General features: G+C 65.0%; 21 protein-coding genes. 17 read left to right on the top strand and 4 right to left on the bottom strand.

Annotated features, from left to right (window positions below; genetic code table 11):
* The first annotated feature begins 26 nt into the window (after nt 1-26).
* The 12 genes from motA to cheZ all read left to right on the top strand — a co-directional run bounded on the left by motA (nt 27) and on the right by cheZ (nt 13,403).
* Nucleotides 27-887, top strand: coding sequence for a flagellar motor stator protein MotA (gene motA / locus BM136_RS12910; protein ID WP_021192846.1), 861 nt, complete (start codon nt 27-29; stop codon nt 885-887).
* A gap of 79 nt (nt 888-966) precedes the next feature.
* Nucleotides 967-1,914, top strand: coding sequence for a flagellar motor protein MotB (gene motB / locus BM136_RS12905; RefSeq protein WP_027679317.1), 948 nt, complete (start codon nt 967-969; stop codon nt 1,912-1,914).
* A gap of 25 nt (nt 1,915-1,939) precedes the next feature.
* Complete coding sequence (locus BM136_RS12900; RefSeq protein WP_092972205.1) at nt 1,940-2,353, top strand: response regulator; 414 nt, start codon at nt 1,940-1,942, stop codon at nt 2,351-2,353.
* Between the two features lie 18 nt (nt 2,354-2,371).
* On the top strand, nt 2,372-4,558 hold the full coding sequence (gene cheA / locus BM136_RS12895; protein ID WP_092972204.1) for a chemotaxis protein CheA: 2,187 nt from the start codon (nt 2,372-2,374) through the stop codon (nt 4,556-4,558).
* Nucleotides 4,559-4,636: 78 nt separating this feature from the next.
* Complete coding sequence (locus BM136_RS12890; RefSeq protein ID WP_092972203.1) at nt 4,637-5,128, top strand: chemotaxis protein CheW; 492 nt, start codon at nt 4,637-4,639, stop codon at nt 5,126-5,128.
* Between the two features lie 123 nt (nt 5,129-5,251).
* Entirely contained in the window at nt 5,252-7,096 is a 1,845-nt protein-coding gene (locus BM136_RS12885; protein ID WP_092972202.1) for a methyl-accepting chemotaxis protein, read from the top strand.
* 224 nt (nt 7,097-7,320) lie between these two features.
* Complete coding sequence (locus tag BM136_RS12880) at nt 7,321-9,219, top strand: methyl-accepting chemotaxis protein (protein WP_092972201.1); 1,899 nt, start codon at nt 7,321-7,323, stop codon at nt 9,217-9,219.
* A 103-nt stretch (nt 9,220-9,322) separates the two neighbouring features.
* A complete protein-coding gene (locus BM136_RS12875) occupies nt 9,323-10,204 on the top strand; it encodes a CheR family methyltransferase (protein ID WP_024978415.1) in 882 nt (293 codons plus the stop codon).
* 89 nt (nt 10,205-10,293) lie between these two features.
* Nucleotides 10,294-10,911: a chemoreceptor glutamine deamidase CheD gene (cheD, locus tag BM136_RS12870; RefSeq protein ID WP_175537135.1), complete on the top strand. Its 618-nt coding sequence runs from the start codon at nt 10,294-10,296 to the stop codon at nt 10,909-10,911.
* A gap of 139 nt (nt 10,912-11,050) precedes the next feature.
* A complete protein-coding gene (locus BM136_RS12865; RefSeq protein WP_092972199.1) occupies nt 11,051-12,184 on the top strand; it encodes a protein-glutamate methylesterase/protein-glutamine glutaminase in 1,134 nt (377 codons plus the stop codon).
* A 149-nt stretch (nt 12,185-12,333) separates the two neighbouring features.
* Nucleotides 12,334-12,735, top strand: coding sequence for a chemotaxis response regulator CheY (gene cheY / locus BM136_RS12860; protein ID WP_004627759.1), 402 nt, complete (start codon nt 12,334-12,336; stop codon nt 12,733-12,735).
* On the top strand, nt 12,735-13,403 hold the full coding sequence (gene cheZ, locus BM136_RS12855; RefSeq protein WP_092972198.1) for a protein phosphatase CheZ: 669 nt from the start codon (nt 12,735-12,737) through the stop codon (nt 13,401-13,403). The genes cheY and cheZ overlap by 1 nt, the downstream gene beginning before the upstream one ends.
* 107 nt (nt 13,404-13,510) lie before the next feature.
* Here cheZ and BM136_RS12850 read toward each other — a convergent pair whose 3' ends face one another.
* Nucleotides 13,511-14,506: a formylglycine-generating enzyme family protein gene (locus BM136_RS12850; protein ID WP_175537134.1), complete on the bottom strand. Its 996-nt coding sequence runs from the start codon at nt 14,504-14,506 to the stop codon at nt 13,511-13,513.
* Nucleotides 14,507-14,613: 107 nt separating this feature from the next.
* Nucleotides 14,614-16,587 carry an arylsulfatase gene (locus BM136_RS12845; RefSeq protein WP_092972196.1) on the bottom strand — a complete coding sequence of 658 codons (1,974 nt, stop codon included), beginning with the start codon at nt 16,585-16,587 and terminating at the stop codon, nt 14,614-14,616.
* A gap of 321 nt (nt 16,588-16,908) precedes the next feature.
* Here BM136_RS12845 and flhB point away from each other — a divergent pair, with 321 nt between their 5' ends.
* Nucleotides 16,909-18,084: a flagellar biosynthesis protein FlhB gene (gene flhB / locus BM136_RS12840; protein WP_092972195.1), complete on the top strand. Its 1,176-nt coding sequence runs from the start codon at nt 16,909-16,911 to the stop codon at nt 18,082-18,084.
* Between the two features lie 58 nt (nt 18,085-18,142).
* Here the strand turns inward: flhB and BM136_RS12835 are convergent, their stop codons facing one another.
* Entirely contained in the window at nt 18,143-18,796 is a 654-nt protein-coding gene (locus BM136_RS12835) for a YitT family protein (protein WP_092972323.1), read from the bottom strand.
* A gap of 498 nt (nt 18,797-19,294) precedes the next feature.
* Between BM136_RS12835 and flhA the strand changes: the two genes are divergently transcribed.
* Genes flhA through BM136_RS12815 form a run of 4 tightly spaced genes read left to right on the top strand, consistent with a single transcriptional unit; the run spans nt 19,295 to nt 24,882 of the window.
* Entirely contained in the window at nt 19,295-21,403 is a 2,109-nt protein-coding gene (gene flhA / locus BM136_RS12830) for a flagellar biosynthesis protein FlhA (RefSeq protein WP_092972194.1), read from the top strand.
* Nucleotides 21,400-23,310, top strand: a complete 1,911-nt coding sequence (gene flhF / locus BM136_RS12825) for a flagellar biosynthesis GTPase FlhF (RefSeq protein ID WP_092972193.1) — start codon at nt 21,400-21,402, stop codon at nt 23,308-23,310. The genes flhA and flhF overlap by 4 nt, the downstream gene beginning before the upstream one ends.
* A 13-nt stretch (nt 23,311-23,323) precedes the next feature.
* Complete coding sequence (locus BM136_RS12820) at nt 23,324-24,112, top strand: MinD/ParA family ATP-binding protein (RefSeq protein WP_092972322.1); 789 nt, start codon at nt 23,324-23,326, stop codon at nt 24,110-24,112.
* 8 nt (nt 24,113-24,120) lie between these two features.
* Nucleotides 24,121-24,882, top strand: coding sequence for an RNA polymerase sigma factor FliA (locus tag BM136_RS12815; protein ID WP_045201919.1), 762 nt, complete (start codon nt 24,121-24,123; stop codon nt 24,880-24,882).
* 68 nt (nt 24,883-24,950) lie between these two features.
* Here the strand turns inward: BM136_RS12815 and BM136_RS12810 are convergent, their stop codons facing one another.
* Nucleotides 24,951-26,033, bottom strand: coding sequence for an MBL fold metallo-hydrolase (locus BM136_RS12810; protein WP_092972192.1), 1,083 nt, complete (start codon nt 26,031-26,033; stop codon nt 24,951-24,953).
* Between the last annotated feature and the right edge of the window lie 49 nt (nt 26,034-26,082).

Below are 26,082 nucleotides of genomic sequence, written 5' to 3'. Positions count from 1 at the left end.
GGATCGCCCATTCAGGAGTTCGCCCCGTGTTAGTTGCCATCGGTTACATCGTGATTCTCGCGTCGGTGTTCGGCGGCTACATGCTGGCCGGAGGACACCTCGGGCCCTTGTTTCAGCCGACCGAACTGCTGATCATCTTCGGCGCCGGCATTGGCGCCTTCGTGGTCGGCAACGACAAAAAGGCCATCAACGCCACCGTCAAGGCGTTGCCCGGCCTGTTCAAGGGCTCGAAGTACACCAAGGCCCTCTATATGGAAGTGATGGCGCTGCTGTACGTGGTGCTGTCCAAGATCCGCCGCGAAGGGATGATGTCGATTGAAGCCGACATCGAATCCCCGCACGAAAGCGCGCTGTTCGCCAATTACCCCGCCATCCAGGCAGATCACCACGCGCTGGATTTCATCTGCGATTACCTCCGCCTGATGGTGGGCGGCAACCTGAATCCGTTCCAGATCGAAGCGCTGATGGATCAGGAAATCGACACCCACCACCACGAAGCCGAACAACCCGCTCGCATCATCACCAAAGTTGGCGACGCCATGCCGGCCTTCGGCATCGTGGCCGCTGTGATGGGCGTGGTGCACACCATGGGCTCGGTCGGCCTGCCGCCGGCAGAGCTGGGCAAGCTGATCGCGTCCGCGCTGGTCGGTACGTTCCTCGGCATTTTGCTGGCGTACGGCTTCATCGGGCCCCTGGGTTCGCTGCTGGAGCAGCGCGCTGAAGAATCGACCAAGTTGTTCCAGTGCATCAAGGTGACGCTGCTGGCCAGCATGAACGGCTACGCCCCGGCGATTGCCGTGGAGTTCGGCCGCAAGGTGCTGTTCTCGACCGAGCGCCCGTCCTTTGCCGAGCTGGAAGACCACGTCCGTGGCGCCAAGACAGCGTAGCGCTGAACCCCATATGACACAGAGCGCGGCCAACGAGCCAAGCCATTAACGACGCAGCACACACCGACGGGAACGGACCATGAGCAAGTCCAGCACGCCGACCTTCATTGTCATTCGGCGCAACAAGAAAGGCGGACACGGCCACCACGGTGGCGCGTGGAAGATCGCCTACGCCGATTTCGTGACCGCCATGATGGCGTTCTTCCTGCTGATGTGGCTGCTCAGCTCGGTGACCAAGGCCGAGCTGTCGTCGGTCGAAACGTATTTCCGTACGCCGCTGAAAGTGGCGCTGTTCGGTGGCGCCGGTTCGGGCGACCAGTCCAGCATCCTCAACGGCAGCCCGGCGCTCAAGCAGAACATGCCGCAGCCGAACCCGAGCCCCAGCCCGACCGTGCAGCGCCAGCGCAATATCCGCGATGAGTCGGACGATGCGGCGCTGAACAAGCTCAAGCAGAAGATTGCCGAGATGGTCGAGACGAACCCGGTGATGAGCCAGTTCAAGCACCAGTTGCTGATCGACATGACCACCGAAGGCCTGCGCATCCAGATCGTTGACCAGCAGAACCGCCCGATGTTTGCCAACGCCAGCGCCGAGGTGCAGCCGTACATGCGCACCATCCTGCGCGAGCTGGGCTCAGCGCTGAACGACGTGCCCAACCCGATCAGCCTGTCGGGCCACACCGACGCCACGCAATACGCCACGCAGCACGGCTACAGCAACTGGGAATTGTCGGCCGACCGCGCCAACGCATCGCGGCGCGAGCTGGTGGCCGGCGGCATGAAACCCGAAAAGGTCAGCCGCGTGGTGGGCCTGGAGGCATCGGTGCCGCTGGACAAGGCCAACATCTACAACCCGATCAACCGCCGCATCAGCATCGTCGTGCTCAACGCACGCGCTGCTGAAGCCGTGCGCTCGGGTGGGGTCGAGCCGGTGGCCGACCTGCGCAATGACGGCAAAGACACGCTGACCGACGCCGCTGCACGTGCCACGGGCGTGGCAGACGCGGTGACTGCGGCCAAGCCATAAAGAGCGCCGAGGGGAGAAACAGTCAATGAGCGAGAAACACATCCTGGTGGTGGACGATTCCACATCGATCCGCCGCATGATTGCCGCGTGCCTGCGCGAGTGCGGTTTTGCCGTGACGGAAGCCGGCGACGGCACCGCCGCGCTGGAAGCCGCGCGCACGCTGGCCCAGGGCAGCCACCACCTTGTGATCACCGACCAGGTGATGCCGTCGATGGACGGCCTGACCCTCATTCGTGCGCTGCGCACGCTGCCGGCCTACGCCGACACCCCGATCCTCATGCTGACCACCGAGGCTGACAGCACCATCCGCGACCAGGCACGTGCTGCCGGTGCGACGGGCTTTCTGCCCAAGCCGTTCGACCCGGATGGGCTGACGGATTCGGTGATGCAGTTGCTCGAATGGCATGCGCAGACCCACGGGTCTGCATCGACGCATTAAACGACCGAGACGACAGATATGAACCTCGACCTTAGCCAGTTTTTCGGCGCCTTCTTCGAAGAGGCGGAAGAGCTGCTCGTCGACATGGAGCGGCTGCTGCTCAACCTCGATGTCGCCAACCCTTCTTCTGATGATCTGAACGCCATCTTCCGCTGCGCGCACTCCATCAAGGGTGGTGCCGCGACCTTCGGTTTCACACACATGACGGAACTCACGCATGTGGCCGAATCGATTCTGGACCGCGCTCGCACCGGTACCTTGCAGCTGCGCGAAAACATGGTGGATGCCTTCCTGGAAACGAAAGACGTGTTGAAAAGCCAACTTGATGCCTACCGGCAAGAGCACCCTATCGATACGGCCACGCTCGAATACATGGTGGCCAAGCTCAACAGCCTGACTGCCGAGGACGGCGCCCCTGCAGCAGCCGCACCGGCAGCCGCGGCGCCCGCGGCCGCGACACCCGAACCGGTGGCCGCGCCCCAGCCCGAGCCTGTGGTGGTCGAAGCGCCTGCGGCTGAAGCCGTGGGCGACATCGACGGCGGCCTGGACATCAAGCTCATCGACGTCTCGAACGAAGACTGCGAGCTGATCGTCACCGAACTCAAGCACCTGGGCACCGTGCTGCGCCACACGCGCACCGGCCGCAACAGCGACATCGTGCTGCAGAGCACCTGCACCGCCGACGACATCATCGCGGTGAGCTGCTTCATCATCGATGCGGACCAGATCGTCATCACGCCGCATGTGGGTGGCGCTGCGCCGGTCGTGGCTGAAGCCGCTGCGCCGGCTCAGGCCGTTTCCGCCGCACCGACGCCCGCCGCTGCACAGACGGAAGTGCACGCCCCGGCTGCCAACGAAGCCGCGCCGGCGCAGGCGGTTTCCGCTGCCGCCGCCCCGGCGCCGACCCGCCCGGCCGCTGCCGATCACAAGCCCGCCGTGGCTGCAGAAACGTCGATCCGCGTGGGCGTGGAAAAGGTCGACCAGCTCATCAACCTGGTAGGCGAACTCGTCATCACGCAGGCCATGCTGGCGCAAACCGCGCAGGCCTTCGACCCGGTACTCAACGAGCGCCTGTTTGCCGGCCTGTCGCAGCTCACGCGTAATGCGCGCGACCTGCAAGAGGCCGCCATGTCCATCCGCATGATGCCGATGGACTACGTGTTCAACCGCTTCCCGCGCCTGGTGCGCGACCTGGCGCACAAGCTGGGTAAGCAGGTCGAGCTGTCGACGTTCGGCAAGTCGACCGAACTGGACAAGGGCCTGATCGAACGGATCATTGATCCGCTCACGCACCTGGTGCGCAACAGCCTGGACCATGGCATCGAACTGCCCGAAGCCCGCGTGGCCGCGGGCAAGGACGCCACCGGCCAGCTGCTGCTGTCTGCTGCCCACCAGGGCGGCAACATCGTTATCGAAGTGAGCGACGACGGTCAGGGCCTGAACCGCGACAAGATTCTCAAGAAGGCGCGCGAGCGCGGCCTGCCCGTGTCGGACAACATGACCGACGACGAGATCAACCAGCTCATCTTCGCGCCGGGCTTCTCCACGGCCGACCAGGTGACGGACGTGTCCGGCCGCGGCGTTGGCATGGACGTGGTCAAGCAGAACATCCAGTCGATGGGTGGCTACGTCGAAATCCAGTCGCAGAAGGGCAAGGGGACCACGATCCGCATCGTGCTGCCGCTCACGCTGGCGATTCTTGACGGCATGTCGGTCAAGACCGGTGAAGAAGTGTTCATCCTCCCGCTGTCGTGCGTGGCTGAATCGCTGCAACCGCGTCCGGAAGACATCAAGGCTGTGCCGGGCGGCGGTCGCCTGCTCAAGGTGCGCAACGAATACCTGACGCTGGTGCCGATGTACGAACGCTTCCGCATCACGCCGTCGCTGCCCGATCCGTCGGAAGGCATCGTCGTGATCCTGGATTCGGAAGGCAAGAAGATTGCGCTGCAGATCGACGAGCTGGTCGGTCAGCAACAGGTGGTGGTCAAGAACCTCGAGACCAACTACCGCCGCGTGCCCGGCATTTCGGGCGCGACCATCCTGGGTGACGGCAGCGTGGCACTGATCGTCGACGTATCGGCACTGATGCGCGAGACGCGCGCGGGCCATTCAGAAAACGGGATGCGTGCCGTTACAGCCGAAAAGCACGAGGTGGGCGCAGCACAGGGTGGTCGTTTCTCGACCGAGGCGATGGCCGCGGCATAAGCGTTCACGCCTGGCAGGGTGGGATCCACCACCACAACGAATTCAATCTAGTGGCCCAACGGGCCGAGGGGAGCCGCAATGGAAGTCAAGGAACACGCGATCGGCGAAGACACCGGCGGGGAGGAGTACCTGGCCTTCACGCTGGGTCAAGAAGAGTACGGCATCGACATCCTGAAGGTGCAGGAGATCCGCGGCTACGAGACCGTCACGCGCATTGCCAATGCACCCGATTTCATCAAGGGCGTGATCAACCTGCGCGGCATCATCGTGCCGATCGTTGATCTGCGCATCAAGTTCCAGCTCGATCGCGTCGAGTACAACCAGTACACCGTCGTCATCATTCTGAACCTGATGGACCGCGTGGTCGGCATCGTGGTGGATGGCGTGTCGGACGTGCTGACGCTGCAAAGCCAGCAGATCAAGCCGGCGCCGGAGTTCTCGGGCGCGCTGGACACGGAATACATCCGTGGCTTGGGTTCGATCGACGAGCGCATGCTGATCCTGGTGGACATCGAGCGCCTGCTGATGTCGGCCGACATGGCGCTGTGCGACGAAGCGGAAGCCGCCTGATCGCGACATGAATCCGGCTGGGGCACGGCGTACGTGTCCACAGCAGTTGAGGCCGGGCCGAAGGGGCCCGGCGGGCGACAAGACACCGTAACAATTGGTGCGGCGCCGTTAGGGGAGGGAAGCATGTTCAGCAAAATGACCATCCGGCTCCGTTTGGGGCTGATGATGGCGGGCATTGGTGTGCTCGCCGTTATCGTGGGCGTGACGGGCCTGATCGGCATGCGACACGCCAACACCCGCGTGCAGGACGGCTATGCCGTGCAACTGGCGGGTACCGTGGCATTGGCCGAATCCGATTCCAACCTCCTGAGCTTTCGCATCGTGCTCGATCGCGCAGCCATGGCGCCCAACGCGCCCGGCATGGAAAAGACGATCGAGCGCGCCAAGATGTTCCTCGAGAAGTCCGACGCCGCCTGGAAGCGCTACCGCGCGCTGCCCACCACGGCAGATGAACGCAAGCTGGCCGACGAGGCCCAGGGCCAGCGCGACATCTTCGTGCGTGACGGCGCGCAGGTGTTGATGCAAGCCGTGCAAGCGCACGACGAAGCGCGCATCAACAAGACGGTCATGGACGTCATGCCCGCGCTGTATCGCCCCCTGGGCGACAAGGTCACGGCACTCAACCGCCTGCAGATGGACGCGGCCAAAGCCAGCTACGAAGCCAGCCAGGCCGAGCACCACAATCTCACCGCGCTCACCGCCGGCCTGCTGCTGGGCGGCATTCTGGTGGGCGGGCTCCTGACGTGGGCACTGCGCCGCTCGATCACAGTGCCGCTGATGCGCGCCATCGAACAAGCCGAGCACATCACGCAGGGCGACCTCACGCACACCATTCTGGTGGACCGCGCCGACGAAACCGGCCGCCTCCTGCAGGCACTGCAACGCATGCAGGAAAGCCTGCAGAAGATGGTGGGGCAGGTGCGTTCGGGCTCCGACTCGATTGCCAGCGCGACGCAGCAGATTGCCGCCGGCAATGCCGACCTTTCGCAACGCACGGAGCAGCAGGCTTCCGCGCTGGAAGAAACCGCGTCGAGCGTGGAAGAGCTGACGAGCATCGTGCGCCAGAACGCCGACAACGCACGCCAGGCCAGCCAGCTTGCGGGCAACGCCTCGGACATCGCCGTCAAGGGTGGTGAAGTGGTGGGCCGCGTGGTGGACACCATGGCCGGCATCAACGACAGCAGCAAGAAGATCGCCGACATCATCGGCGTGATCGAAGGCATTGCCTTCCAGACCAACATCCTCGCCCTGAATGCCGCAGTGGAAGCTGCCCGCGCAGGCGAGCAGGGCCGCGGTTTTGCCGTGGTGGCGGGCGAGGTGCGCAGCCTGGCGCAACGCTCGGCCACGGCGGCCAAGGAGATCAAGGAACTCATCAGCGATTCGGTTGGCCGCGTTGAAAACGGCTCCACGCTGGTGGCGGAAGCGGGGAGCGTGATCGACGAGGTGGTCGTTGCCGTGAAGCGCGTGACTGACATCATGGGCGAAATCAGCTCGGCGTCGGACGAACAAAGCGCGGGCATCGAGCAGATCAACCAGGCCGTCACGCAGATGGACGAAGGCACGCAGCAGAACGCCGCGCTGGTGGAGCAAGCCGCTGCCGCCGCCATGTCCCTGCAGGAGCAGGCCGGCGGGCTGCGCCAGGCTGTGGCGGCGTTCCGGACGCCAGGCGCTGCACAGGCAAACGCAGTGCCTACGGTGCCGGTGGCCGCACGTGTGCCTGCCAGGCCGGCGCCCAAAGCCAAGGCCCTGCCGCACCGTGCAGCTAAGCCGAAGGCTGCAGCACGCACCACTCCTGAACCCACCGCGAAGACCGCCGCTGCAACCGCAGCCCCGGCCTCCGCCAAAGAACAACAACGCGAGCGCACCGCCGCCGCTGCCGTGACCAAAGCGGCTGCGTCAGCGCCCAAGTTGCCCGTACCCAAGCTCGTTGCCGCAGGCGGCGACGATAGCGACTGGGAGACCTTTTGACCATGTATGCACGGGATCTTCGCTGCTCGCGAAAGCTCTCTCGTGTGTGTTTGTGGTGTGCAGCCTGCCCTCCGGGGCAGGTTTTTTTTTGCCTGGGCTAGTGCCTGCTGAAGCCGGGGTGACCCCCCTCTGAAGTGGCATGACCCCATGGCGGTTCTAAAGAGCCGTCCCCCGCAGGCCGATAGCGGTTAGGGGGCATATAAAAACAGGAAGAGGTAGACAACATGGGTTGGATCAAGCGTTTGCCGGTGTCCACGGTACTCACCGGTGGTTTCCTGATCGTGGCTGCCATGGGTGCGGCCATTGGCGGGTTGGGCATCTACACGATCACGCAGTTGACCAAAGCGAGCGAAGAGCTGGCGCAAAAGCAGATGCGCGCCATCACGCAGATGGGCAGCGCGGCCAACAGCCTGGCACATGCCAGCCGTGCGCAGACGGCGCTGCTGATTGCCACCACGCTCACTGAGCGCAAGACGCTCAGTACGCAGATTGCTGACAGCATGCAGCACCTGAAAGACGGTGTGGAGAACGTGCGCCCGCTGTTCACGTCGGACGAAGGCAAGAAGATGATCCGCGAAGTCGATGCGATCTACCCCGTCTGGGGCAAGCGCATGACCGACTTCGTGGCGTTGATGGACAAGCAGGGCCTGGACCCGACCCAGTTCGACAGCCGCGTCACGGCTGAAAACGTCGGCCTGCTGGACGACACCGCGGCGTTTGAGAAAACGCTCGACAAGATGGTCAAGCGTGTGGAGGAAGTCTCCGCCGCATCCACCGTCAAAGCCCGCGACGACGCACACCGCTCGCGTCTTGTGATGATGGTGATGGCCTGCGCGGGTGCGCTGCTCGGCATCGTGCTGGGGCTGGTCATTGCCCGCCGGCTGTCGCGCCAGTTGGGTGGCGAGCCCTCGTACGCGGCCGAGATTGCCCGCCGCATTGCCGCCGGCGACCTGGCCGTGCACGTGCAGACCCGCCCCGGCGACCAACACAGCATGCTTTTCGCCATGGCGCAGATGCAGCAGCAACTGACCGGCACGATCACCAATATCAAGAGCTCGGCTGACTCCATCGCCAGCGCCACCAAGCAGATCGCTGCCGGCAATGCCGATCTGTCACAGCGCACGGAAGAGCAGGCATCGTCGCTGGAGGAGACTGCCTCCAGCATGGAAGAACTCACCAGCATCGTGAAGCAGAACGCCGACAACGCACGCCAGGCCAGCCAACTGGCGGGCAGCGCGTCGGACATCGCCGTCAAGGGCGGTGAAGTGGTGGGCCGCGTGGTGGAAACGATGGCCGGCATCAACGCCAGCAGCAAGAAAATTGCGGACATCATCGGCGTGATCGAGGGCATTGCCTTCCAGACCAATATCCTCGCCCTGAATGCCGCGGTGGAAGCCGCGCGCGCGGGCGAGCAGGGCCGTGGCTTTGCGGTCGTGGCGGGCGAGGTGCGCAGCCTGGCGCAACGCTCGGCCACGGCGGCCAAGGAGATCAAGGAGCTGATCGGCGATTCGGTTGGCCGTGTGCGCAACGGATCGGCCCTGGTGGCTGAAGCTGGCTCGGTGATCGAAGAAGTGGTGGTGGCCGTGCGCCGGGTGACCGACATCATGGGCGAGATTTCCGCCGCGTCGGACGAGCAAAGCTCTGGCATCGAGCAGGTCAACCAGGCCGTGAACCAGATGGACGAGGTCACGCAGCAGAACGCCGCGCTGGTGGAGCAAGCCGCCGCTGCCGCCCTGTCGCTGGAAGAGCAGGCGCAACTGCTGCGCAATGCCGTGGCGACGTTCCGCACCGATGCTTCGGCCGAGCTGGCCGTGGCGGCGCCGACTGCTGTTTCGGCACCGGCCGTCCGCAGCGAGGCCCGCCCGGAAAAGACCGAAGTGGTGCCTTCCGTGGCGCGCGCCTTGGCGTCGCGCAAAGCGGCCAAGCCCGCAGCGATGCCCGAGGCTGCCCCGGAGCAGGCTCCCGCCGCCGCGCAAGCAGAAAAAGCGCCTCTGGATGCACATGCGGCGGTTGCACCGCTGGCTGCCGCCGTGGCTGCGGCAGCCGTTTCCGAGGCCGTCGCCGCCCCGACCCTCAAGCTGGCCTCGGGTTCTGCCGATGAAGATGATTGGAGCACCTTCTGACGCCAGCCTCGCCAACAGCAAACTTGGCGCGGCCTGCGGTAACGGTGCCCGCCAACGACTGAAAGCGGGCATCAAGACTCGCCAAACACGGGGTTAGTTATCCATGGCAGCACAAAACTTGGCGCCAGTTTCGCCGACGCTCGCGTCGCGCGAGTTTTCATTCACCGCCGAAGATTTCGGCCGCATCCGCGACCTGATCTACCGCCGCGTCGGTATTTCGCTGTCCGATCGCAAGAGTGAAATGGTCTACAGCCGCTTGGCCCGCCGCCTGCGCGTGGTCAACCTCGGCTCGTTCCGCGATTACCTGGATGCGCTGGAAAAAGGCCACCTGCCTGATGAGTGGGAAGCCTTTACCAACGCACTGACCACCAACCTGACCGCGTTCTTCCGCGAGCAGCATCACTTCCCCATCCTGCACGAGCACGCCAAGGCCAAACGCACGCCGTTCACCGTGTGGTGCTCGGCATCGTCGACGGGCGAAGAGCCGTACTCGATCGCCATCACGCTGGCCGAAGCCTTTGGTTCGATGTCGCCGAGCCAGGTGAGCGTGGTTGCCTCTGATGTGGATACCAACGCGCTGGCCCGTGCCCGTGCCGGCATCTACCCGATGGAGCGTGTCGCGGCCCTGTCGCCCGAGCGCCTGAAGAAGTATTTCCTGCGCGGCACCGGCAAGCAGGAGGGCTACGCCCGCGTGCGGCCCGAGCTGCAGGCCATGATTGATTTCCGCCAGATCAACCTGCTCGACCGCGATTGGCCGCTGCAGCAGAAGTTCGACGTGATCTTCTGCCGCAACGTGATGATCTACTTCGACAAGCCCACGCAGGCCAAGATTCTTGAGCATTTCATCGACGTGATGAAACCCGATGGCCTGCTGTTTGCCGGCCATTCGGAGAGCTTCCTGCAGGTCACCAAGGCGTGGTCGCTGCGCGGCAAGACCGTGTACGAAATCGCGCCCGAACTGCGGGCCAAGATGGGGGCACGATGATCGAATTCGGCAAACGCGCGACGCCGCAATCGGCCACGGACACCGTGCGCAGCGATAGCGGTATGAGCAGCGGCATGAGCGCTGGCGCCATGGCCACGCTCGCGCAATCGGCCGCCAGCACCCACGCGTACTACGACACCACCTTCGGCCGCCGCGCCATGAAAGTGCTGCCCGGCGAGTATTCCGTCACCACCGAAGACCTGATGCTGGTCACGGTGCTCGGCTCGTGCGTCTCCGCTTGCGTGCGCGACAAGACCCTCGGTATTGGCGGCATGAACCACTTCATGCTGCCCTCGCGCAACGAGGGGGAGTCGATCCTCTCGCCCTCCATGCGCTACGGCACGCACGCCATGGAAGTGCTGCTCAACCAGCTCTACAAGGCAGGTGCCAAGCGCGAGCGCCTTGAGATCAAGGTATTTGGCGGTGCGGCCGTGCTGGCCGGCATGAGCACGCTTGACGTGGGCGAGCGCAACGGCAAGTTCGTCCTCGAATTCCTGCGCAACGAAGGCCTGACGGTGGCCGCAAAAGACCTCTTTGACGTACACCCGCGCAAGGTGTATTTCGTACCGTCCACCGGCCAGATCATGGTGCGCAAGCTGCGCTCCCAGAACTCGGCGGCCGAGCTGGACAGCGAGGCGCAATACGCCAGCAAGCTGTCGAAGTCCATCACGACGAAGCCAGCCTCGCGCCTGCAACTATTCACTTAGGAGACCGCTGAAAAACGATTCTGACGGCCCAGCGCCGCCTTGCCGTACGACTTGTACTGTCTGCGCCGGCGCTGATCCATCAGAACCGCTTCGCTTCGTTTTGCAACGGTCTCAACATTCAGAAGACTTGCTCCCGAACATGAACGACAAACGCAAGATTCAGGTGCTGTGCATCGACGATTCCGCACTGATCCGCAGCATCCTGAAGGAGATCATCAACAGCCAGCCGGACATGGAAGTGGTGGGTGTGGCGCCCGATCCGATCATCGCGCGCGACCTCATCAAGCAGACCAATCCGGACGTGCTCACGCTGGACGTCGAAATGCCGAAGATGGACGGCCTCGACTTCCTGGAAAAGCTCATGCGCCTGCGCCCGACGCCGGTGGTCATGATCTCTTCGCTGACTGAGCGCGGTTCTGAAGCCACGCTGCGCGCGCTGGAGCTGGGCGCGGTGGATTTTGTCGCCAAGCCCAAGCTGGGCATGCGCGACGGCATGAACGAATACGCAGACCAGATTGCCGACAAGATCCGCGCGGCGGCCCGGGCAAAGCTGCGTCCGCGCGCTGCCGCACCGGTTGCAGCGGCCGGCTCGGTATCGGCATCGGCATCGGCACCCGGCGCACACGTTCGCGCGGAGCACGCAGCCGCTGCGCCGGCACCCGCGCGTACCCATTTCTCGTCGACGGAAAAGCTCATCATCGTGGGCGCTTCCACCGGCGGCACCGAGGCCATCAAGGATTTCCTGCTGGAAATGCCGCCCGATTGCCCCGGCATCCTGATCGTGCAGCACATGCCGGCGGGTTTCACCACGTCGTTCGCCAAGCGGCTGGACGGCCTGTGCCGCATCCGCGTGAAAGAAGCCGTGCACGGCGAGCGTGTGCTGCCCGGCCACGCCTACATTGCCCCGGGCGACATGCACCTGTCGCTGGGCCGCAGCGGCGCCAACTACGTCACCGAGCTGGATCAGGGCCCGCCGGTCAACCGCCATCGCCCGGCGGTGGATGTGCTGTTCCGCTCCGCCGCGCGCAACGCCGGGGCCAACGCCCTGGGCGTCATCCTCACCGGCATGGGCAAGGACGGCGCGGTCGGCATGCTGGAAATGCGCAACGCGGGTGCCTACAACGTCGCCCAGGACGAGGCGTCGTGCGTGGTCTACGGCATGCCGAAAGAGGCGGTTGCCCACGGCGGCGTGCACGAAGTTCTGCCGCTGTCGCAGATCGGCCCGCATGTGCTGGCCAAGCTGTCGGCCCATGGCCGCGTGACGCGGGTTTAACGCTGCACTTTGCGGGTACATTGGTTGCGGGGCGCAGCAGTCAGGCGCCCCAAACTATTCCAGCGCTCAAGAATCGGCCCCAGGCGCCGATAAGATTGCCAAGGAAGCCCGAAACCCCCCAATTCAGTTAGTTTGCGGAGATTGTGTCCATGGACAAGAGCCAGTACCGATTCCTCGTCGTCGACGATTTCCCGACGATGCGCCGGATCGTGCGTAACCTGCTCAAGGAACTCGGTTTTGCCAACGTCGACGAGGCCGAAGACGGCGCCGCCGGCCTGGCCAAGGTCAAGGAAGGCCGGTTCGATTTCGTGATCTCGGACTGGAACATGCCCAACATGGATGGCCTGCAGATGCTGCAGAGCATCCGTGCGGACGCCAACACCGCCATCAGCAAGCTGCCGGTGCTGATGGTGACGGCCGAGGCCAAGAAGGAAAACATCATCGCCGCTGCCCAGGCAGGTGCTAACGGCTACGTGGTCAAGCCCTTCACGGCTGCCACGTTGGACGAAAAGCTGGGCAAGATTTTCGAGAAGCTCGAAAAGGGGGCGTAATGAGCGAGATGCACGATGGCGCCCAGGCTCCTGCCGCAGAAGGCGCAGACCACGGTGACATGCCGGAAATGCTCCAGCGCATCGGCCACCTCACTCGCATGCTGCGCGAAAGCATGCGCGAGCTGGGCCTGGACAAGGGCGTCGAGAAGGCCGCCTCGGCCATTCCCGACGCACGCGACCGCCTGAACTACATCGCCAACATGACCGAGCAGGCGGCCACCCGCGTGCTCAACGCCATTGACGCGGCGCGCCCCGTGCAAGATGCACTGGAGTCCGACGCCGAGGCGCTGGTCAATCGCTGGCAGTCGTGGATGGACCGCCAACTGGGCGACGAAGAGATTCGTGCACTCGTCGGCCAGACCAACGGTTTCCTGCGCAGCGTTCCGGAAAAGACCCGCGACACGAACCAGCAGCTCATGGAAATCCTGATGGCGCAGGACTTCCAGGACTTGACCGGCCAGGTGATCAAGAAGGTGCTGGACGTGGTTCAGCTGATCGAAAGCCAGCTCGTGGGCATCCTGCTCGACAACGCGCCGGAACACCTGCGCGTGGAAGCCGCGCAAGTTGCGACGACGCTGCTCAACGGCCCGCAGATCAATCCGGACCATCCGGATGTGGTTGCGAACCAGGAACAGGTCGACGACCTGCTGGAAAGCCTCGGGTTCTGAACCCCGCGCTGGACACAACAAAACGGGCGTTGCGACGATGTGCGCAACGCCCGTTTTGTCTTTGTTTTACCCGCTGAATACGGCAAATCCCGCAAATACCGCTGCCTTCAATCCCGCAGGATGGTCCGGAACCCGATGTGCGCGGCTGGCAGATCGGCTTCCTGCGCCTCGCGTGCAGAGGCCCGGTAGCGCACGCAAAAATCCGGCGAGCACAGGAACGAGCCGCCCTTGATCACCACCGGCCGATTCGGCTGGCTGTTGTTCTGACCAAGGCGTTGCGGTTGGTCGAGCGCTGCCACGGCGCTCGTGTCGCCATTGGCGTGCGACTGGTGCGGGCCGGTATAGGCGTCGCGCGTCCATTCCCATACGTTGCCGATCATGTCGTACAGCGCAAAGTCGTTGGCGGCATAGCAGCCGACCGGGCCGATGCCGGCGCGGCCGTCCTCTGCGGTGTCCAGCACGGGAAAAATGCCCTGCCAGTAATTGGCGCCGGGTTTGCCGCTGCCATCGCGCGGGGCTTTCTCAAGATCGGCTCCGTCTCGGCCGGCCTTGCCGGCGTATTCCCACTCCGCTTCCGTCGGCAGGTCGTGGCCCAGCCAGCGGGCGTAGGCCAGTGCATCGGCCTGGGTGACGCGTGTCACGGGCTGGTTGTCGGCATCGGCAAGCTTGCTGTCGGCGCCTGTCGGGTGGCGCCAGTCCGCGCCCTTGACCCAGCGCCACCATGCATAGGGGCGTGTCTGCATCTCTGCCGAATCCGGCACGTGAAACACCACCGCGCCGCCCTGGCGCTCGGCGTCGGTCACATAGCCGGTGGCGGCCACGAAGGCGGCAAACTGCGCGTTGCTCACCTCCGTCTGGTCGATCCAGAAGCCGCGCACGCGCGTCTGGGCGGCGGTGCCACCACGCTGCGCGGGGCGTTCGTCCGGGTAGCCGAGCGTGGTGCCAAAGGTGAAGCTGCCGCTGCTCATGTGCACCATGCCGGCCCGCGTGTCCTGCCGCCAGCCGGGCGGCAACCCGGCGTAGCGTGCGCAGGCGTCGGTGGTGCCCAGCGGCAGGCGTGGGGCGCTGTGCGCGGTGACCACGTTCGCAGCGCGGGCCGCCATGTTGCCGCCGGCCGGGTGCAACGCCACGGTCGCCACCGCGGCCAGCGCCGCACCTGCCAACACCCAGCGCACGCGCCGGTACCTGCGCTGCTGTACCACGGCGCCCATCAGTAGAACCCGCGCGGGCGCAGCGGCTCCACACCGCCAACGCTGCGCATGTAGTCCTGCCATTGCTGGTACAGCGTGGCGGCCACGTCAGGGTGCTGCGCAGAGACATCGTTGGTCTCGCCACGGTCGCTGGCAATGTCGAAGAGCTGCCAGTGGCCGTCGGCCGCACCCAGCGGCGGTTCGGTCCACAGCGCCTTCCAGCGGCCGTCGGCGCTGCGCAGGTAGGCGCGGCCGTACGACTCGTCGCCAAAGGGCTGCGTGTGGATGGGCCCTGCGTCGGCAGGTTGCCGGATCGACGCCAGCAGCGACACGCCCGTCACCGGATACACCGCGCGGCCGCCGTATTGCACCTTGCCCTTGTTCTGGTCGACACCGTTGCCGTCCACGGCCGGCTGCGCGGGTGTGCTGGGTGGCGCAATGCCGGCCACGGCCAGGAAGGTGGCGGTGTTGTCGGTCACATGCGTGAAGCGCGTGACGGGCGGCAGCGCCTGGGTCTGGCCCGGCAGGCGCACGATGGCTGGCACCGAGACACCGCCTTCGGCCGCATGGCCCTTGACAAGGTTGAACGGCGTGGCGCTCACCTCGGCCCAGCGCAGGCCGTATTGCAGGCGCTGCGCGTTGGCTAGGCCGTTATCGGTGCCGAGCCTGGAGTAGACCGGGTCGGTGGCGTTGGCTTCATCGGTGGCCTTCGGGTCGGCGCCGGAGTCGATCGGCCAGCCTTCAGCGCCGTTGTCCGACTGGAACATGATGAATGTGTTGTCGTACTCGCCAATGTCTTTCAGGTGCTGGATCAACAGGCCGATGTTGTAGTCGAGGTTTTCGACCATGCCGGCGTAGATCTCCATGTAGCGCGCCTGCGCCTTGCGCTCCAGCGGCGTGAGGTCGCTCCACTTCTTGTTGACGTAGCCGGGGCCGTAGTCGGTATAGCCCTGCGCAGGGCCGTGGTTGGCGTTGATGTAGCGCGCATTGGCGGTGCCGTTGTTGGGCGATGCGGCCGAACGCGTGGTCGTGCCGGGCAGCCCGGCAAACGGCGTGAAATCGGCCGGAATGATGCCCAGCGCCTTCTGACGCGCGATGCGCGCATCGCGGATGACGTCGTAGCCCGCGTCATAGCGGCCGGCATATTTGTGCAGCCACGGGTCCGGCACCTGCAGCGGCCAGTGCGGCGACGTGTAGGCCGCATAGGCAAAGAACGGCTTGCCGTCGCCCTTGTGCGAGTCGATGTAGCTGATCAGCTTCTGCGTGTAGAAATCCGTCGAATAGAACACCGCCGGGCTGCCGCCCGCGCCGCCCGGTTGCCCCGGCTGGCCCGGTTGCACATAGGCGCCGTCTTCCGTGTAGTTCTTGGCGTTGGCGTTTTCATGGCCGAAGTGGTTGCTGGCCGCACCCGGCAGCAGCGCATACGAGCGCTCGAAACCCCACTGGTCCGGCGTCTTGCCGAGGTTGGCGGCGCTGCCCGCAATGCCGTTGCCCAGATGCCATTTGCCGGCCATGTAGGTGTGATAACCGCCGTCCTTGAGCAGTTGCGCGACCGACAGCGACCGGTCGTTCAGATAGCCCTCGTAGCCTGGCAGGCCGGCACGCTCATCGTTGGGCGCGCCCATGGTGCCTTCGCCCACCAGGTGGTGGTCGGTGCCCGAGATGAGCATCGCGCGCGTGATGGCGCAGACGGTGCCCGCGTGGTGGTTGGTCAGCAGCCGGCCCGACTGCACCAGCGCGTCGAGGTTGGGCGTGTCGATCTCGCCGCCCATGGCGTGGATGTCGGAATAGCCGAGGTCGTCGGCCATGATGTACAGGATGTTCGGCTTGCGGGCCGGTGTGTCCGGTGTGCTGTTGTCGGTACCGGCCGTGGACGTGCCGGGCGGCGAATCGCTGCCGCACGCACCGAGTGTGGCAAGGGCGGTGGCGAGCAGGGCCGCCAGCATGCGCTGGCGCAAGGGCAAGGCAGGGGAGTTGGCTCGATCGGGTGACATGACGGTTGGTCCGTTCTGCATTCTGGTTTGGAGAAGGGGTCATGCTATGGACGCCCCCTGCATAAGGCGACGAAGTTTTCCGCAGGTCGATATGACGGACAGGCGTCTTCCCGGTCGGCAGGCCGTTGCCGCGCCATTGCGAACCCCACGTCAGCTCTGAATGGACGGCGTTTGCGCCGCAGCCAGCGCCATTTCATCGAAAAACCCGCTCCGGGGCGGCTTTTTCCACGCTTCGACCAGACGGGGGTGCCGGAATAATGCAGGGGTCGGCCATGGGGCCGATGCTGTTCATTCCACCCCCTACACCCCTCGCATCCCGGCATGTCCGACGACAGCGATCTCGAAAAAACCGAACCAGCCTCTCCGAGGCGCCTCGAGCAGGCGCGCGAGGAAGGCGACGTTCCCAGATCACGGGAACTGGCTTCGTTCGCCCTGACGGCAGTGTCCGCGGGCGGTTTGTGGGTGATGGGTGACTCGATTGTGCGGGCTGCGTCGTCGTTTCTGGCGCGCTGCCTGGAGTTCCACCGCTACAACTACACCAGCGGGCAGGACCAGTGGAACTACGTCACGGGCCAGTTTATGCCGCTGGCCATGGCGCTGGGGGGGCTGATGCTGATGCTGGTGATTGCCGCGCTGTCGCCGCTGGCGCTCACGCGCGGGGCCATTTCGTTCAAGCCGCTGGCCCCCGATATTTCGCGCCTGTTCAAGCTACAGGGCCTGACGCGCATGTTCTCGCTGGAGGGGCTGATGGAGCTGCCCCGCCTGCTGATCAAGCTGTTTTTGATTGCCGGTGTGGGCTGGTTGCTGGTCCGGTATTACCGGGGTGACCTGATCGAACTCCCGCAGCAGGACCTGGGCGTGGCCATGCGCGACACCTTGCACGTGGCCGGCGTGGCCTTCCTCTGCATGGCAGCGGTGATGATGCTGGTGGCGGCCGTGGATGTGCCGCTGTCGTTGTGGCAATACGCGCGCAAACACCGTATGACCAAGGAAGAAGTGCGCAAGGAGCACCGCGAGTCCGAAGGCGATCCGCACGTCAAGGGCCGCATCCGCAACCTGCAGCGCCAGGCCGCCCAGCGCCGCATGATGGCCGACGTGCCCAAGGCCGACGTGATCGTCACCAACCCGACGCACTACGCCGTGGCGCTGCGCTATTCCGAGAAGGAAGGCGGCGCGCCGCGCGTACTGGCCAAGGGCGCCGACATGGTGGCCGCCAAGATTCGCGAGCTGGGGACGGAGCACAAGATTCCCATTCTGGAAGCGCCCCCGCTGGCGCGTGCGCTGTACCGCCATACCGAGATCGGCCACCAGATTCCCGAAGCGCTCTACGCCGCCGTGGCCGAAGTGCTCGCCTATGTCTACCAGCTGCGCCGCCTGCATCAGGTGGGCGGCCGTGCCCCGGTGCGCCCGACCGACCTGCCGGTGCCTGCCGATATGGACCCGGGGCCGCAACCCGGCCCGGACGATGCCGATGAGGACGTCACCAGCAACGCCTGAGGGATCGGCAATCCCAACGTTGATGCTGACGCTTTCGCCGGTGAGGCCCCGAAAGGCGCTACCGCACCACGACGTTATATCGACCCGGGCGGTGCCATGCGATCACCATCGCGCTCATGGCGACTGCGCTCAGTGCCGACCACCCCACGCGGCCAGTCGGGATCACCAGGAGCGATGTCAGCAGAATCATCGAATCGATGGCCACCTGCACGATCCCCGCATTGATCCCCCGCGTGCGCTGCAGCCAGAGAGTCAGAACGCCCGTGCCGCCCACGCCGGAGCCATGCCGGGCGAGCGCCAACACCCCCATGCCGTTGAGCGTTCCGCCCACCACGGCTGCAAACAGCGGGCTCTCAAAATCGATGTGTAAGGCCTGCCGCGTCACCGCAAGCAGGAGGGTGATGCCACAACTGGCCAGCGTCGACTTGATGGCAAAACGAGGGCCCATCACGAAATAGGCGAACACGAAAAACGGCACGTTGACCAACGTGAAAATGGTGCCGACCGACAGCGGCGCGACATACGACACGAGCAACGCGATCCCCGCAATGCCACCGGTCACGAGTCCGGCCGCGCTGAGCAGCACCACCCCCGTCACGATAAACATCATGCCGACGGCCATGCCGTAGATGTCCTCAAGCATCGTGTGTCGGGCTGCATGGGGACTGCTTGCTGCAACGGTGCTGCTTGCGTGATGAAGCTGATGGTCCATGGTGCCGCTCATCGGATGAACGGCCGGTCCGGCAAACAACCATGTATGTCCGGTAATCCAGAGGTGGGGTGCTTCATTGAACGTTGCCTATGATCGGGTTGGTGCATCCACGCACCGGACACTGCACCACCTTCGTGCGGTGTTGCCTGGATCCGGGTCTGGTGGGCGGCGTTTCAGGATGATTTGCAAGTCCCATACCCAGCGCCCTTGGCGGCATGGCGCATACGACCAGGCCGCTGCTGCAGCGCGAGGGGGCGAAGGGGTGCGGTTGAGGAGCAGGATGGGCCCAGCCCATTTGAGTACGCGATTCTGTATGAAAGCCTGGTACGACGCACCCCGCCGGCTGCCCTGACGGCGTGAAGGGGTAGAAGCGCACCCCCCGGTGGGAGGGTATTTCAAAGAAAAGCCGCCTTTTGGGCGGCTTTCTCACGTCTTCGATTTGGCGGTGCCCCCGGCAAGATGGCATCCATCGAAAAGCCCCCCGCTGCACGCCCTCCAATGAACGCCGCACTGCTCCGAGTCACCGACATCCTGCGCAAGGGCGACTACCGCTCCGCCGCGGGCCCGGTGCTCATCATCCTGATCCTGGCGATGATGGTGCTGCCATTGCCGCCGTTCATCCTCGATCTGCTGTTCACGTTCAACATCGCGCTGTCGATCATCGTGCTGCTGATCAGCATGCACACGCTCAAGCCGCTGGATTTCTCGTCGTTCCCGAGCATCCTGCTGATCACCACGCTGATGCGGCTGTCGCTGAACGTGGCGTCCACGCGCGTGGTGCTGATGGAAGGTCACACCGGCCCCGACGCTGCCGGCAAGGTGATCGAGGCATTCGGCCACTTCCTGGTGGGCGGCAACTACACCGTCGGCATCGTGCTGTTCGTCATCCTCGTGATCATCAACTTCATGGTGATCAGCAAGGGCGCGGGCCGCATCGCCGAGGTCAGCGCGCGCTTCACGCTCGATGCGATGCCCGGCAAGCAGATGGCGATTGACGCTGACCTGAACGCCGGCCTGATCCGCGAAGACGAAGCCCGCAGGCGCCGCACGGAGATCGCCCAGGAAGCTGAATTTTTCGGCTCCATGGACGGTGCCAGCAAGTTCGTGCGCGGGGATTCGGTGGCGGGTATCGCCATCCTGCTGATCAACATCGTCGGCGGGCTGGCCGTGGGCGTGCTCCAGCACGGCATGGACGTGGGCCACGCCGCCACCAACTACACGCTGCTGACCATCGGCGACGGCCTGGTCGCGCAGATTCCCGCGCTGGTGATCTCCACCGCGGCGGGCATCATGGTGAGCCGCGTCTCCACCGACAAGGACGTCGGCCAGCAACTGTCGAGCGAGCTGTTTGCCATGCCGATGGTGCTGATGACAACCGCCGGCGTGCTGGGCCTGCTGGGCCTGGTGCCGGGCATGCCGCACATCCCGTTCGTGCTGTTTGGCGGCGGTCTGGGTTATCTGGGCTGGTATCTCAAGAAGAAGCGCGAAGTGCCCGAGGTCGAACCCGTGCTGCAGGCCATTGCCCCGGTGGATACGCCCGAGGCGAGCTGGGACGATGTGTCGTGGGTCGATGTGCTGGGCCTGGAAATCGGTTACCGCCTGATCCCGCTGGTCGACAAGAGCCAGGACGGCGAGCTGCTGCGCCGGATCAAGGGCATCCGCAAGAAGTTCACGCAGGACATGGGTTTCCTGGCGCCGGTGGTGCATATCCGCGACAACCTGGAGCTGGGCCCATCGTCGTACCGCATCACGCTCAAGGGCGTGGAAATCGGCCACGGCGAAGTGCAGCAGGGCAAGTTCCTCGCCATCAACCCGGGTGGCCAGGATGGCCTGGGCGGTCATGGCGGTCGCCTGGGCACGCAGCTGCCCGGCACGCCCACCGTGGACCCGACCTTTGGCCTGCCGGCCATGTGGATCAACGCCGATGTGCGCGATCGTGCGCAGGCCGAGGGCTATACCGTGGTGGATTGCAGCACGGTCATCGCCACGCACGTCAATCAGTTGATTTACACCCATAGCACCGAGCTTCTCGGCCGTTTGGAAGTCCAGCAATTGCTCGATCATTTGGGCAAGGAAGCACCGAAGCTGGTCGAAGACGTTGTGCCGAAGCTGTTGCCCGTCGCGACCGTGCAGAAGGTGCTGCAGAACCTGCTGGACGAAGGCCTGCATATCCGCGACATCCGCACCATCGTCGAGACGCTGGCGGAACACGGAAGCAGGACGCAAGACCCCGCCGAACTCACCGCCGCCGTGCGTGTGGCGCTGGGCCGGGCGATTGCCCAGCAGCTCTTCCCGAACAAGACCGAAATGCAGGTCGTCACGCTTGACCCGAATCTGGAGAACATCTTGCTGCAAAGCGTCGTTGGCTCTAACGCCGGCCCGATCGAACCGCAACTGGCTGACTCGCTCATGCAAGCGGCTGCGGACTCGTCGCGCCAGCACGAACAGATGGGTCAGACGGGCGTTCTGCTCGTGCCGCCCGCACTGCGCCCGATGCTTGCCCGCCTGTTCAAGCGTGCCGCACCGAGCCTGCGCGTGCTGTCGCACGCAGAAATTCCAGATCACCGAACGATTAAGGTTGTCGCCATGCTTGGAGGCCGCGCATGAAAATGCATCGATTCACCGGACTGACGTCGCGTGACGTCCTGCGCAAAGTCCGCGACCAACTGGGCGATGGCGCTCTGATCCTGTCGAACCGCGCCATTCCGGGTGGTATCGAGATCATCGCGGCATGCGACTCGCACGTGGATGCGCTGGTCGACACGCAGTCGTCGGCGCCCAAGACGGCACAGCGCCGTCCGATGGCACCGGCCCCGATTCCCGAGCCCGCACCGATTGCCGCTGCAACCGCCGCCGTCGTTGCCGCTCAGGCGCCTGCTGAAGCGGCCCCGCAGGTCGAGGCCCCGGCGCCCAACGCGCTGGCCCGTCTGCGTAACCGCTTCATTGCCTCGCGCCGCGCCCCGGCACAGGAAGAGGCACCGGCAGCACCGGTTGCTCCGGTGGCCAAGCCGGCCGGCCGCACGCTGCAAACGCGCGTGGATGACGACGTGGCCTTCGGTGAAGAAGATGCGCTGGCAGCATCCACTCGCATGCTGGCCGGCCTGTCGCTGGACCGTGCCAATGCAGAGGTTGCCCAATCTGCGGCGCAGGCCCTGGCCAGCACCGCCCAGTTCATCGCCCGCCGCACCGCTGTGGAAGACGACGAGCCGGAGATGGAATCGACCGCCCGCTTTGCCGCCCGTCGCGAACAAGCGCGTGAACAGGCACGCGAGCAGGATGACCGCCCGGTTTCGCTGCGCAGCTTCGCCGAGCGCGTGGAAGCCCAGGCCCGCAACCTCCGTGCAGAACAACAGAAGGCCGAAGCCCCCGTGAACGGGCGCATCGAGGCGCAAGCCGACGCCCGCACTGACGCCCCCAAGTCGTCCGACATTTTCGTCCGCGTGGAGGACACGATGGCCAAGCCCGAAGCCCCGCGTGACGACGTGAGCCTGCAGCGCTCGGCCATCCAGGCCGACGTGAAGGAAAGCATCCGTGCCGAGACCGACGTGATGACCCGCCGCATGGTCGGCGAGATCGAAACGCTCAAGAGCACGCTGAACGACGCCATGTCGAGCCTGGCCTCGCTGGGCGTCAAGCTGGGCGACCCGGTGCGTACGCGCCTGTTCCAGACCATGCTCAACGCAGGCTTCTCGGCACAGCTCACGCGCTACGTGCTGGAGAACATGCCGCAGCACGACTCGTATGAAGGCGCGCTGGATTTCGTGCAGCGCGCGATTGAAAAGAACCTGACCACCGTGTCGGATGAAAACAGCCTGCTCGACCAGGGCGGCGTGTTTGCCCTGATGGGCCCGACCGGCGTGGGCAAGACCACCACGACCGCCAAGCTGGCCGCGCGCTTCGTGCTGCGCCATGGCGCATCGCGTGTGGCCCTGCTCTCGACAGACAGCTACCGGATCGGCGGCCATGAACAACTGCGCATCTACGGCAAGATCCTGGGCGTTTCGGTGCATGCCGTGAAAGACGCGCAAGACCTGAGCCTGGCGCTGAACGATCTGCGCGAGAAGCACGTCGTGCTGATCGACACCATCGGCATGAGCCAGCGCGACCGCGCCGTGTCGGAGCAGATGGCGATGCTGCATGCCGTGGGTCCTTCGATCAAGCGCCTGCTGCTGCTCAACGCAGCCAGCAACGGCAAGACGCTCGACGAAGTCGTGGGTGCCTACCGCGACGCCAACCTGGCCGGCTGCATCCTGACCAAGATCGACGAGGCTGCCTCCGTGGGCCACGCGATGGACGTGATGATCCGCCGCCGCCTGCCGCTGCACTACGTGTCGTACGGCCAGCGTGTGCCGGAGGACATTGCGGTGCCGAACAAGAAGCTGCTGATCCATCGCTCGTTCCGGGCTGGTGCGGAGCAGTCGTCGTTCACGCTGGATTCGGATGAATCGTTGCTCGTGGCGCAAGGCGCTGCGCGTAACCGCGAACCTGGCCTGGCCGCTTTCGATTTCGCCTGACAAGGGGGCGACCATGACGACGCCATTCGCCAAGGATCAAGCCGCGGGGCTGCGGCGCATGCTCGGTCATGCCGCTGCCCGCCGTGTGCTGGTGATCGGTGCGGAAGAGCAGGTCGATGACTTTGTCGACAACCTGCGCATCGCGCTGTCCGCCATGGGCCGCGACACGGCCGTGGTGAACGCCCAGACCATGCTGGCCATGGCCGGGGTGCTCGAGCAGCACGACGAGACGGCGGATGTGACGCTCGTGGCGGCGCATTTCGGAACGCGTGCGTTGAGCACCGCAGCCGAAGCCTGCGACGACGTGCTGCTGACCTTCTCCGATGGCCCGGAAGGCATCAAGAGCGCGTACACGCTGCTCAAGAAAACCGCCGTGCTGCAAGGCAGCGCTGGCATCCGCACCGTGGTGTGCGGCGCGCATTCGGTGGATTCCGCCGTGCGCGTGTTCGGCAACCTGGCCAATACCGTGGGCCAGTACCTGAACACCCGTATCGATTTCGCCGGCTACCTCCCTGAGGACCGGCACGTAGAACTTGCGCTCTCGCTCGGCAAGCCCGTAGCGAGCGCGTTTCCCGCATCGCCTTCGGCCATGGCTTTCCGCCAGCTTGCCGAAGAAATGTTGAGCTGGGCCAGCGCCGAGGCCCAAGCCGGTGATGGCAGTGCGCCGTCGCGGGTGGTCATGTCGGCGCGGGCACCGGCTGAGGAGCCGGCAGATGAATCGGCGCAAGCAACGTCAATGTCGGCATCGACTTCGACTGCGACGCCCCGCGCCACCGCACGCGCGGCCGAATTGGTTTATTGAGGCGCAGCATGAACGAAGCGTCAAAGGCAGGCATGAATATGTACACCGCAACCGGTCGCAAGACCAAGTCCGACGAGATGGCCATGTACGCACCGCTGGTGCGTCGCATTGCCAACCAGATGATGGTCAAGCTGCCCGCCAGTGTTGAGCTGGACGACCTGATCCAGGCCGGCATGATGGGCTTGCTCGATGCGCTGTCGCGCTATGAGGAAACGCAGGGTGTGCAGTTCGAGTTCTACGCAGCCCAGCGTATTCGCGGCGCGATCCTGGATGAACTGCGTGGCTCCGACTGGCTGCCGCGCGGCCTGCGCCGCAACGCACGCACGATCGAGCAGGCGATCCAGAAGCTGCAGCAGCAGAAGGGCCGCGCGCCCACCGAAACCGAGATTGCCGCCGCACTGGGCATGTCGCTGGCCGAATACCAGAAGCAACTGGTCGACCTGCAAGGCAGCCAGCTGCTGTATTACGAAGATTTCGACCGCGAAGACGCTGACGCCTTCATCGAGAACCGCGCGCCCGAGAACGACGCCACGCCGCTGGACCAACTGCTGGACCACGACCTGCGCGAATCGGTTGTTGCTGCCATCGAGGCGCTGCCCGAGCGCGAAAAACTCATGATGAGCCTGTACTACGAGCAGGATCTGAACCTGCGTGAAATCGGCGCCGTGATGGGCGTGTCGGAATCGCGCGTGTGCCAGATCCACAGCCAGGCCATCGCCCGCATCCGCTCGCGCCTGCGTGATCGCGCGTGGCTGCCGACACCAACCTGATCTGATGTCAACCGAGCGCCGCCGCCTTTAGCCTGCGACGCTTGGTCTGTGCTTGACCTGCCAGTTTCTTACTGCGCGGCCAGCGAGTCATTTCGCGGCCGCGCTTTTTCTTTTGGGGCGTCGGTCAAAAGGCGTGAGACGGCGGAATCCCACACTCGGGTCTCGCCATGCTTGAAGAGGACGAAACGCTCGGCAGGTACGTCGGCCGCTTTCAGCGCATTGGCAAGGTCTGTGATGGGTTGGTCCAGCGCTTCGTCCGTCAGCTCGAACGTGCCCCAGTGGATGCCCACTGCCTGCCGTGCACCGATGTCTTGCATGACCTGCACGGCTTCGGTCGGGTCGATGTGCTGTGCCTTCATGAACCAGCGCGGCTCGTAGGCGCCCACGGCAATGGCGGCCACATCGAAGTAGCCGAAGCGCGTACCAATGTCGCGTGTATCTTGCGAATAGCCCAGATCACCCGAGAACCAGAAACGCAGGCGCGGATGCAGCAGCGCCCAGCTGCCCCACAGCGTGTGGTTGCGGTCGTACAGGCCGCGTGCGGACCAGTGCTGCACGGCGCAGAAGTGCGCGGTGAAGGGGCCGAATCGGGCTTCGTCGTCCCAGTCGAACGCGCGCACGTTGGGGTTGTCGCCGCCCAGGCGCGTGCCGCGCACGTTGCGCGCAAACCAGCGGTCGATGCCCAGCGGCACGAAGAACATGGGTGCGCCGCCCGGCTGGCGCATCAGCGCGCGCACGCTGGCGCGGTCCAGATGGTCGTAGTGGTTGTGCGAGAGCAGCACCAGGTCGATATGCGGCAACTGTTTGAGCGACAGCCCCGGCGGCTGATGGCGGCGCGGCCCGGCAAACGGCAGCGGCGAGGCACGCTTGGAGAACACCGGGTCGGTCAGCACGTTCAGCCCGTCGATCTGCAGCAGCAGCGTTTCGTGGCCGATCCAGGTGAGTTGCGGCAGCGCGGGCGGTTGGTGGATGGCGCCGAGGTTGGGTGCGATGCAGGAGAGGTCTTGCGTGGGCGGCTTGGGCAGCTTCAGGCGGCGGCGCTCGCGTTGCCATTGCCAGAAATCGGCGTCGGGGCGCGGGTGCGGATAGCGATTGCGGAATCCGTCCGGCGTGTGGTGCGGCTTGGCAGGGTTGTAATCGGGATTCTTCATGGGCGAAGTGTTCCGGGGTGGCGGGGCGGACTGTCTGAAGTCATGCCTG

This window comes from Ralstonia sp. NFACC01, from assembly GCF_900115545.1.
GTDB lineage: Bacteria > Pseudomonadota > Gammaproteobacteria > Burkholderiales > Burkholderiaceae > Ralstonia > Ralstonia mojiangensis.
The sequence above is the reverse complement of the archived record's forward strand: the minus strand, read 5'-3'. Positions and strand labels throughout refer to the sequence as shown.

Coding starts and splice junctions, on each gene's coding strand:
- BM136_RS12875 (WP_024978415.1), top strand. CDS start 9,323: ATGGCAGCACAAAACTTGGCGCCAGTTTCGCCGACGCTCGCGTCGCGC.
- BM136_RS12900 (WP_092972205.1), top strand. CDS start 1,940: ATGAGCGAGAAACACATCCTGGTGGTGGACGATTCCACATCGATCCGC.
- flhB (WP_092972195.1), top strand. CDS start 16,909: ATGTCCGACGACAGCGATCTCGAAAAAACCGAACCAGCCTCTCCGAGG.
- BM136_RS12890 (WP_092972203.1), top strand. CDS start 4,637: ATGGAAGTCAAGGAACACGCGATCGGCGAAGACACCGGCGGGGAGGAG.
- BM136_RS12880 (WP_092972201.1), top strand. CDS start 7,321: ATGGGTTGGATCAAGCGTTTGCCGGTGTCCACGGTACTCACCGGTGGT.
- BM136_RS12835 (WP_092972323.1), bottom strand. CDS start 18,796: ATGGACCATCAGCTTCATCACGCAAGCAGCACCGTTGCAGCAAGCAGT.
- flhF (WP_092972193.1), top strand. CDS start 21,400: ATGAAAATGCATCGATTCACCGGACTGACGTCGCGTGACGTCCTGCGC.
- BM136_RS12810 (WP_092972192.1), bottom strand. CDS start 26,033: ATGAAGAATCCCGATTACAACCCTGCCAAGCCGCACCACACGCCGGAC.
- BM136_RS12865 (WP_092972199.1), top strand. CDS start 11,051: ATGAACGACAAACGCAAGATTCAGGTGCTGTGCATCGACGATTCCGCA.
- BM136_RS12820 (WP_092972322.1), top strand. CDS start 23,324: ATGACGACGCCATTCGCCAAGGATCAAGCCGCGGGGCTGCGGCGCATG.
- cheZ (WP_092972198.1), top strand. CDS start 12,735: ATGAGCGAGATGCACGATGGCGCCCAGGCTCCTGCCGCAGAAGGCGCA.
- flhA (WP_092972194.1), top strand. CDS start 19,295: ATGAACGCCGCACTGCTCCGAGTCACCGACATCCTGCGCAAGGGCGAC.
- BM136_RS12885 (WP_092972202.1), top strand. CDS start 5,252: ATGTTCAGCAAAATGACCATCCGGCTCCGTTTGGGGCTGATGATGGCG.
- cheY (WP_004627759.1), top strand. CDS start 12,334: ATGGACAAGAGCCAGTACCGATTCCTCGTCGTCGACGATTTCCCGACG.
- cheD (WP_175537135.1), top strand. CDS start 10,294: ATGGCCACGCTCGCGCAATCGGCCGCCAGCACCCACGCGTACTACGAC.
- BM136_RS12845 (WP_092972196.1), bottom strand. CDS start 16,587: ATGTCACCCGATCGAGCCAACTCCCCTGCCTTGCCCTTGCGCCAGCGC.
- cheA (WP_092972204.1), top strand. CDS start 2,372: ATGAACCTCGACCTTAGCCAGTTTTTCGGCGCCTTCTTCGAAGAGGCG.
- BM136_RS12815 (WP_045201919.1), top strand. CDS start 24,121: ATGAACGAAGCGTCAAAGGCAGGCATGAATATGTACACCGCAACCGGT.
- BM136_RS12850 (WP_175537134.1), bottom strand. CDS start 14,506: ATGGCGGCCCGCGCTGCGAACGTGGTCACCGCGCACAGCGCCCCACGC.
- motB (WP_027679317.1), top strand. CDS start 967: ATGAGCAAGTCCAGCACGCCGACCTTCATTGTCATTCGGCGCAACAAG.